The following is a 6958-nucleotide window of genomic DNA, read 5'->3' as shown; positions in this document are numbered from 1 at the left end:
TTTTCGGGATACAGCAAATTCCATTCGTGATATCCTTCTTCAACCGCAACTAGCTTTGCCTGCGGAATCAGCCGAGCAAATTCCTCGGCGGTATTCATCGGCGTTGTTAAGTCTTTCTGAGACCACAGCAGCAAACACGGCGCTTGTATTAGAGGCAGCCACGATCGCAAATCACCTTCCAGTGACAGCAGCAGCGCTTGAATCACGTTTTGCGTATTGAACAGCAAATTGGGAAGAAATGCCTGCGGGATGTCCACAAGCTGCAACTTCAGCTTTGGCAGCGACAGTTGCAGCGGCATTTCGATCGCTCGTCGGAGTAGCACTTCGGGTACGGACCCGATCGGAATTCCCGTCGAGTCTACCAGCGTCAGACTCTGCACCTGCTCTGGCGCAGATGCTGCCATCACGCTGGCAATGCCGCCGCCCAACGAATGCCCGATCAGATGCACCTTGGGAAAATTAAGCGTCTTAAGAAACTCCAGCAGGAATTTAGCGTAGGTTTGGTAATCCGGAATCAGGTCGGGATAGCTCGATCGAGCAAAGCTAGGAAGATCTGGAGCAATCACAAACTGGTCCCGCGCCAGCAGGCTAAGAATCTCTTGATACGGTTCCGCCGAGATTCCCCACCCGTGCAGAAATACAATCGGAGCCGTTGTGGTTCGCACGCCTCCCGCACTGTATGACATCAGGCAGCGATCGATCTGGATGGTGTGTTGACTAAATGAGACGTGCACGACTAACGCTTTACAAGGTATTGATCACAGTTCAAAGACAACAGCCATCTGTGTCTATCTGCTATGTATGACTTGTATCACGTTGTTTGTTTACAAATCTACATACTTTCAGTAGAAATTAGTCACCATGATTACTCTAGAAGCTCTATCGATCGATAGAGAACCCCTGCAAAAACGTCTTAAGCCATGCGTGCCAAAATTCGAGATACCGAACTGTACTTTGATGTAGAAGGAGCGGGGCTGGTACCAGACGGACCCCACATGAAAGAAAAGCCCGTTGCGTTTCTGATTCATGGGGGACCGGGATCTGACCACACGGGCTTTAAGCCTAGCCTGACGCCGCTGAGTCAGAAAATGCAGCTTGTCTACTTTGACCACCGTGGGCAAGGACGATCGGCGCGGGGACCCAAAGACACCTACACGCTCGACAACAACGTCGAGGATATGGAAGCGCTGCGGCAGCACCTCGGTCTCGGCAAACTGGTCGTGATTGGCGCATCCTATGGCGGCATGGTGGCGCTAACCTACGCTAGCCGCTATCCGCAACACGTGTCGCACCTGATCGCGATCGTCACGGTTGCTCACGGCGGCTTTCTTCAGCGTGCCCAAACAATTCTGGCAGAGCGAGGCACCCCAGAACAGCAGGCGATCGCTCAATTTCTGTGGAATGGCAGCTTTGAAACCGAGGAGCAACTGCGCGAGTACTTCAAGGTGATGCGCCCCTTGTACTCTGTCACCTACGATCCGGAGTCGCCGCAGAAGTCTTGGGATCGAGCCATCCTCTCAGTTGATGCGATTAATGCTGCCTTTGGTGGCTTTCTTCGCACCTACGACATCCGCGACCAGTTGCCCAATATTACCGCTCCGACGCTGGTGATCGCCGGACGGCACGACTGGATTTGTCCGCCAGAGTTCTCTGAAGAAATTGCCCGCCTGATTCCCAACGCCGACTTGCGCATCTTTGAGAACAGCGGTCACGCCGTCCGAGCCGATGAGCCAGAGGCACTACTAGACGCGATCGCAGGCTTCATTGTCTACAAACAGTAAGTCTACAAGCGTCACACCTGAATGCGGTGCCGTTCTAGCCTTTTGATCCTGGCTTCGCTTGCGCCGTCTGCATCGCGTTTACCAGTTGTGCGAGGGCATACTCCAATTGCACTCCCGCATCCAGAGCCACCCAACCGTCCGGCGTAGACTGGCGAAACTCAAAGTGCAAATGCGGCCCGGTAGACATGCCTGTGCTGCCGACACGCCCGATCGTCGTGCCCTGCTCGACCCATTCCCCCGGCTTAACAAAAATCTCCGACAGGTGCCCGTAGAGCGTCTGCTGGGTTGCTTTGTTGTGCTCTAGAGTCACTGCCAGCCCATAGCCGCCTAAGAAGTCGGCGATCGCGACTCGTCCGGCAACCGCTGCCAGCACTGGAGTGCCCATCGGAGCCGCTAAATCCGTTCCCGCGTGGAGCCGTTGGTCGCCCGTCACGGGATGGACACGCCAGCCAAATGCAGAAGAAATGACGGCTGGGATCGAGAGCGGAAAGATCAACCGGACATTCCCATTGCCCAAGCGTCCCGGCGGACGAATCGTGCGGTTATAGTAGCTGCGCACTGACGGCGTTGTAGTAGCTAGCCCAATGCCGCTAGACCCAACCGCCAGCGGACCGACTTGCACCGCTGAAACTCCCGTTGAGACTTCTCTTGCAATGGGGGGAGCCACCGGTTTGGGAGCACCACACGGTCCATTCATGACGCTCTGTCCAGATTGCACTGTAGACTGACAGCCTGTGGAGCGCTCCGAAAAGACGATCGTGCTGGGTGCCTCATACTCGACGGCTGCGGGCCTGGGGGCAGGTGCGATCGGCGCACGGGTCGTAGCGGGTGCGGGGAGCGCGAGGGGAGGAAATGACTCTGGAGCCGTTGGGATTGGGGCAGGTGGTTCAACTGCAGGAACGGGTGCGGCAGACTGAATGGGCATCGGGTCAGGAATTTCTTCTACCGTGGGAGCCTGAGCCAGCGCCATACCACTGCTAAGTACGCCAACGCCAAGCCAACCGAGTCCCTGTAAAAGCAGAAGGCGCTGGAGTACCGATTGTAGGGGTTGGGCGGTGGCGTTTCGTGTCATAAGTTATTTGGATTTAGAGGCGAAAAAGGCGGTCCAGATTGATTGTACCTGGCTTCAGGAAAATGACCGAGGACGAAATAGTCCAAAACCGTCTCTAGCTATTCGGTTTGAGCAATTGTCGCGCGTGCATCTTTCCTGTCGTCGTCAGGCTGCGAATAGTTCCCCAAGGCATGTGGAGCTGGGCTGCACCAGTTTGCCCGATCGCAATCTCTAAGCGATTGATGTCGCTGCACCTGCTGCACTAATCGCAAGCATCAACTCTAGAATCTTAAGATGGTCCCACTCTCCATCCCCTTATGCACACTTGGCACTGGCGCACCTGGAATGATTTACCCTACCTTACTTGCAGCCTTTTAGACCCGTGGCGGCACGGCTTCTTTACGCAGCAGTTCTGGGGACGATCGCCCGTTGACCTGACGCGCGTGCTGCATCCGACAGCAACGCCGTATCGCGTCAAGCAGGTGCATGGCAACATGGTCCTACTGCCTTCGGAAATTGAGGCAGCAACCGAGGACGAACCAGCAGCGGATGGTCTCGTTAGTGAACAGGCAGCGCAAGCCATCTGGGTGTGCAGTGCTGACTGTACCCCTGTGCTAATTGCCGACATTGCTACAGGGCAAGCGGCTGCCATCCATGCTGGATGGCGAGGAACAGCGCTGAAAATTGTGCCGCAGGCGATCGCGCGACTGCGATCGCAGGGCAGCCAACTACCCGATCTGCGAATTGCATTAGGTCCCGCGATCTCGGGGGAGGCGTATCAAGTCTCGGAACAGGTTGCTGCCGAAGTCGGTTCTACCGTTACTCCGATCGATCCATCGAACCTGATGGCATCTCTTGATGCCCTGCGGCAGCTACCCAACTCGCCAATTCTGTCTGATGCGGAGCCGGGACGAGTCCGACTAGACGTGCGGCGCATTAATGCTCTGCAACTAGAACAGTTGGGCATTGCGCCGGAGCAAGTGGCGATCGCGCCGCACTGCACATTCCAGGACTCCGCAAACTTTTTTTCGTACCGACGCCTGAAACAAAAGAAGGCGCAGTGGTCAGGCATCATTAGCCAATAGCAGCTAGTTAATCAGCGATTAACTGGCTGCTAGGTAGATTTGAGCTAAATCACCGATACCTGACACCTAAACAAATAACCTAACTACGGTCTCGCATTTGGACCATAGCCAATCACGGCTACTTTGTGTCGGTAGATCAGTTCGGCACCGTACCAGCCTGTGATCGCTATCAGCGTTGCGACTAATAATGAAATGATTAATCCGACGGGTAGGATTGCATTTGTCTGATTGCCCCAGCGAAGAACAAAGCTTGCCAGCGATAGTCCCAGTGCTGCCACGTTGCCTGCCATGTGCGCCCAACCTGCACTGTGCTGGCGGACGCGCTCGATCCGTAAAAAGTCCGACATTCCCGTTGCTGCTGCGATGAGACCCGTAACGATCCCGGCACCAAGCAACCAAAACGAAGCGCGTGCCCAGAAGGGATCGCTGGTGAGCCAGTAGCCAACGTCGGTACCCAATACGCCTGTCAGAAAGGCGATCGGAAACGTCACCAGCAGCGGATGTAGGGGGTGTCCAGCGATGGCGACGGTGCTAGGCACACCGCTGTCGCGATACTCCCGCTCATCGCTCTCAATCACGGGGGGAATGTTTGGAGTTTGAGTCATGGTGAGGTCCTCGAGGAAGTTTGGAAATGAGACGGTTGAATTGGAAACGTTTGAATTACAAATTTTAAACTTGCTTGTTGAACCCAACATTCAAAATTTCTAATTGCTTAAGAAGGAAACTGGCTGATATGAGCTTCAGCTTGCAGAACCAACTTGCCTGCTTGGGCATCTAGCGACTTCAAGCGCAGCGACATTCCCTGTAGCTCAAAGTTGCTGAGGTCAAGCAGGTCGCTTGCCTGCTTCAGCAAGGCATCTGTGAGTTCTGATGACAATTCCTGTCCTTCCACGTATTCCACGTTCTCTAGCGCGATCGCTTGTCCATTGGCGCTGACTCGCGGAACCGCTGTGAACGACACGCGCTTAGTTTCGCCACTGGGCAGGATAACGCTTGTGCTCAAGCCAACTTTTCCTGAACCCGGCAAGCGAAATCCCACGTCTTGTGTATTCACCGTCACAAGCTCACCGTTAACGTGGATCTGGAGGTTCTGCATTTTGTCGCGAACGAAGTCTGAATTGAAGGCGCGATTAATATCGCCCTCGGTCAGAACCACATGGGTTTCTGCATCAGTGGGATGGGTAAGCTCAATCTTGCCAAACGCCATACTCAGCGGGTTAATCGCAATGCTGTTGGTCTTTAGGTGCATTTCCTCGACTCGGAGGTCTTTCTGCATCACCAGACCTTCACCCTTAACAGACACTGAATCCACCGCTCCTGTCATCAGCTTCAATGGATCAGTTTCAACGCTGACATCTAAATTTTCAACTTCGTCTAATTGACTAGACAAGCCAACCTCAGCGACTTTACTAATGGCTTGATCGCCCAAATCTGGCATTCTGCTTCTCCCTAGGCTGCCTTCTTGCGCTACTCTAGGGCATCGGTCTTTGGCTGCGTATCTATAGCACGGTAGAGAGAGGTTTAAGGCAAACTCTATCTTGAGGAAAAGACCATTCACAGAAACAATCGGTGACGGGTACAGGTGAAAGAGTTGAATGAGCGGGTCACGACACATGGATTTGTTGGAGTATCAGGCGAAAGCGCTGTTTCGCGAGGTAGGCATTCCGGTGCTGCCGTCGCAGCGCATCGATCGCCCCCAAGATCTTAAGGGGTTGAGGATTCCCTATCCGGTGGTGCTGAAGTCTCAGGTGTACATTGGCGGGCGGGGTCGGGTCGGCGGCGTCAAATTTGTGCAGAACACGATCGACGCGATCGCGGCGGCTCAGGCAATCTTCAATCTGCCAATTATGGGAGAGTATCCGAAAGCGCTGCTGGCAGAAGCGAAATACAACGCAGAGCAGGAATTCTACCTGGCGGTAGTGCTGAATCGGTCCATCCGACGTCCGGTGCTGCTGGGGTCGCAGCAGGGTGGCGTCGATGTGCAAGCGGCGATCGACCGCATCCAGCATGTTGTGGTCGAGCAAGCTTTTTCCCCATACTACGCGCGCCGATTGGTGCTGAAAATGGGGCTTGAGGGCAAGCTGATTAACTTGGTCAGTGATGTGATCGAGAAGATGTATCAGCTTTTTGTCGAGAACGATTTGGACCTGGTGGAGATTAACCCGTTGGGGGTGAATTCCGAGGGCAATGTAATGGCGTTGGACGGCAAGGTTACGGTGAACGATAACGCCTTAGATCGGCACCCAGAACTTGCTGCCCTACTGCAAGGATCGCCCAGCGAACCGGCTCCTCTCGGCAGCGTTGTGGCAATGGAGCCAGAAGGGTCGATCGGAATCCTCTGCAATGGAGCAGGTTTGACGATGGCGACCATGGACTTGGTGTACCAAGCGGGGGGCAACCCAGCGAGTTTTCTCAACATTGGTGGCGAAACTCGCTGGGACTTGTCGCCAGACGTGCTCCAGACGCGACTGGCGCAAGGACTCGATGTCATGACGCAATCGAAGCAAGTCCGAGTGCTGCTGGTCAATCTCGTTAGCGGCTCAGTTTCCTGTGTTCAGCTAGCTGAAGTTATTGTGGCGTTTCTTAAGCGGCGGGTATGGGAACCGCGCGGCATCAGCGAAATTCGTCCCGACACGCTGATTACGCATACAGTCCGGATTCCTCAGTTGGTAGTTCGGCTGGTGTGTAGCGACTGCGGACAGGCGAAGGCGCAGCTTGCGGCAGCTCAAGTTTCCATAGTGGAGAGCCTGGATGACGCCGTGGCTCAAGCCGTGACGCTGGCAAAATCGCTAAAGCGCAAGTAGGGGCCAATCGTCTTTGGCAGTCGAAACGCTAAGCAGGTGCTCTACGATCGTCACGCTTCTCGCATGGTCGATCGATTGCTCAACCTCCTCGTACTCGGCAGGTCCAGCATTCTCGACGGTTAGATTAAAAGGAAATTTAAGTGGGGAATTGTTATCTGAATCACAGCGAACTCGCCGATTCTCTCTCATGCTGGTAACTTCACGACCTGGTTCTTCCCATGCGATCGTTCTCTTGGT

General features: G+C 54.6%; 8 protein-coding genes. 3 read left to right on the top strand and 5 right to left on the bottom strand.

The window, feature by feature from the left end:
• On the bottom strand, positions 1–734 hold a 734-nt coding region (locus H6F43_RS20910), incomplete at its 3' end, for an alpha/beta hydrolase (protein WP_199290500.1).
• Positions 735–920: 186 nt separating this feature from the next.
• Between H6F43_RS20910 and H6F43_RS20905 the strand changes: the two genes are divergently transcribed.
• Positions 921–1781 carry an alpha/beta fold hydrolase gene (locus H6F43_RS20905; protein ID WP_190345105.1) on the top strand — a complete coding sequence of 287 codons (861 nt, stop codon included), beginning with the start codon at positions 921–923 and terminating at the stop codon, positions 1779–1781.
• A 34-nt stretch (positions 1782–1815) separates the two neighbouring features.
• On the opposite strand, the gene H6F43_RS20900 is transcribed toward H6F43_RS20905, so the two are convergent.
• Complete coding sequence (locus H6F43_RS20900) at positions 1816–2853, bottom strand: M23 family metallopeptidase (RefSeq protein ID WP_190345104.1); 1038 nt, start codon at positions 2851–2853, stop codon at positions 1816–1818.
• Between the two features lie 296 nt (positions 2854–3149).
• On the opposite strand from H6F43_RS20900, the gene pgeF reads away from it, so the two are divergent.
• A complete protein-coding gene (pgeF, locus tag H6F43_RS20895; RefSeq protein WP_190345103.1) occupies positions 3150–3917 on the top strand; it encodes a peptidoglycan editing factor PgeF in 768 nt (255 codons plus the stop codon).
• Positions 3918–4000: 83 nt separating this feature from the next.
• On the opposite strand, the gene H6F43_RS20890 is transcribed toward pgeF, so the two are convergent.
• Together H6F43_RS20890 and H6F43_RS20885 are read right to left on the bottom strand one after the other, a co-directional pair.
• Entirely contained in the window at positions 4001–4522 is a 522-nt protein-coding gene (locus tag H6F43_RS20890; RefSeq protein WP_190345101.1) for a DUF2231 domain-containing protein, read from the bottom strand.
• A 107-nt stretch (positions 4523–4629) separates the two neighbouring features.
• Positions 4630–5355 carry a DUF2993 domain-containing protein gene (locus H6F43_RS20885; protein ID WP_190345099.1) on the bottom strand — a complete coding sequence of 242 codons (726 nt, stop codon included), beginning with the start codon at positions 5353–5355 and terminating at the stop codon, positions 4630–4632.
• A gap of 175 nt (positions 5356–5530) precedes the next feature.
• Between H6F43_RS20885 and H6F43_RS20880 the strand changes: the two genes are divergently transcribed.
• Positions 5531–6721, top strand: coding sequence for an ATP-grasp domain-containing protein (locus H6F43_RS20880; protein ID WP_190345106.1), 1191 nt, complete (start codon positions 5531–5533; stop codon positions 6719–6721).
• On the opposite strand, the gene H6F43_RS20875 is transcribed toward H6F43_RS20880, so the two are convergent.
• Positions 6707–6958 (bottom strand): hypothetical protein (locus H6F43_RS20875; RefSeq protein ID WP_206754595.1); only part of this gene is annotated, 252 nt, incomplete at its 5' end. The genes H6F43_RS20880 and H6F43_RS20875 overlap by 15 nt on opposite strands.

It is taken from the genome of Leptolyngbya sp. FACHB-36 (assembly GCF_014695955.1).
In the GTDB taxonomy this organism is placed as follows: Bacteria; Cyanobacteriota; Cyanobacteriia; order Leptolyngbyales; family Leptolyngbyaceae; genus FACHB-36.
This window is presented reverse-complemented; position numbering and strand designations above follow the sequence as displayed.

What these genes read in the sequence shown, in the direction of transcription:
- H6F43_RS20905 (WP_190345105.1), top strand. Translation starts at nt 921, where the DNA reads ATGCGTGCCAAAATTCGAGATACCGAACTGTACTTTGATGTAGAAGGA.
- H6F43_RS20900 (WP_190345104.1), bottom strand. Translation starts at nt 2,853, where the DNA reads ATGACACGAAACGCCACCGCCCAACCCCTACAATCGGTACTCCAGCGC.
- pgeF (WP_190345103.1), top strand. Translation starts at nt 3,150, where the DNA reads ATGCACACTTGGCACTGGCGCACCTGGAATGATTTACCCTACCTTACT.
- H6F43_RS20890 (WP_190345101.1), bottom strand. Translation starts at nt 4,522, where the DNA reads ATGACTCAAACTCCAAACATTCCCCCCGTGATTGAGAGCGATGAGCGG.
- H6F43_RS20885 (WP_190345099.1), bottom strand. Translation starts at nt 5,355, where the DNA reads ATGCCAGATTTGGGCGATCAAGCCATTAGTAAAGTCGCTGAGGTTGGC.
- H6F43_RS20880 (WP_190345106.1), top strand. Translation starts at nt 5,531, where the DNA reads ATGGATTTGTTGGAGTATCAGGCGAAAGCGCTGTTTCGCGAGGTAGGC.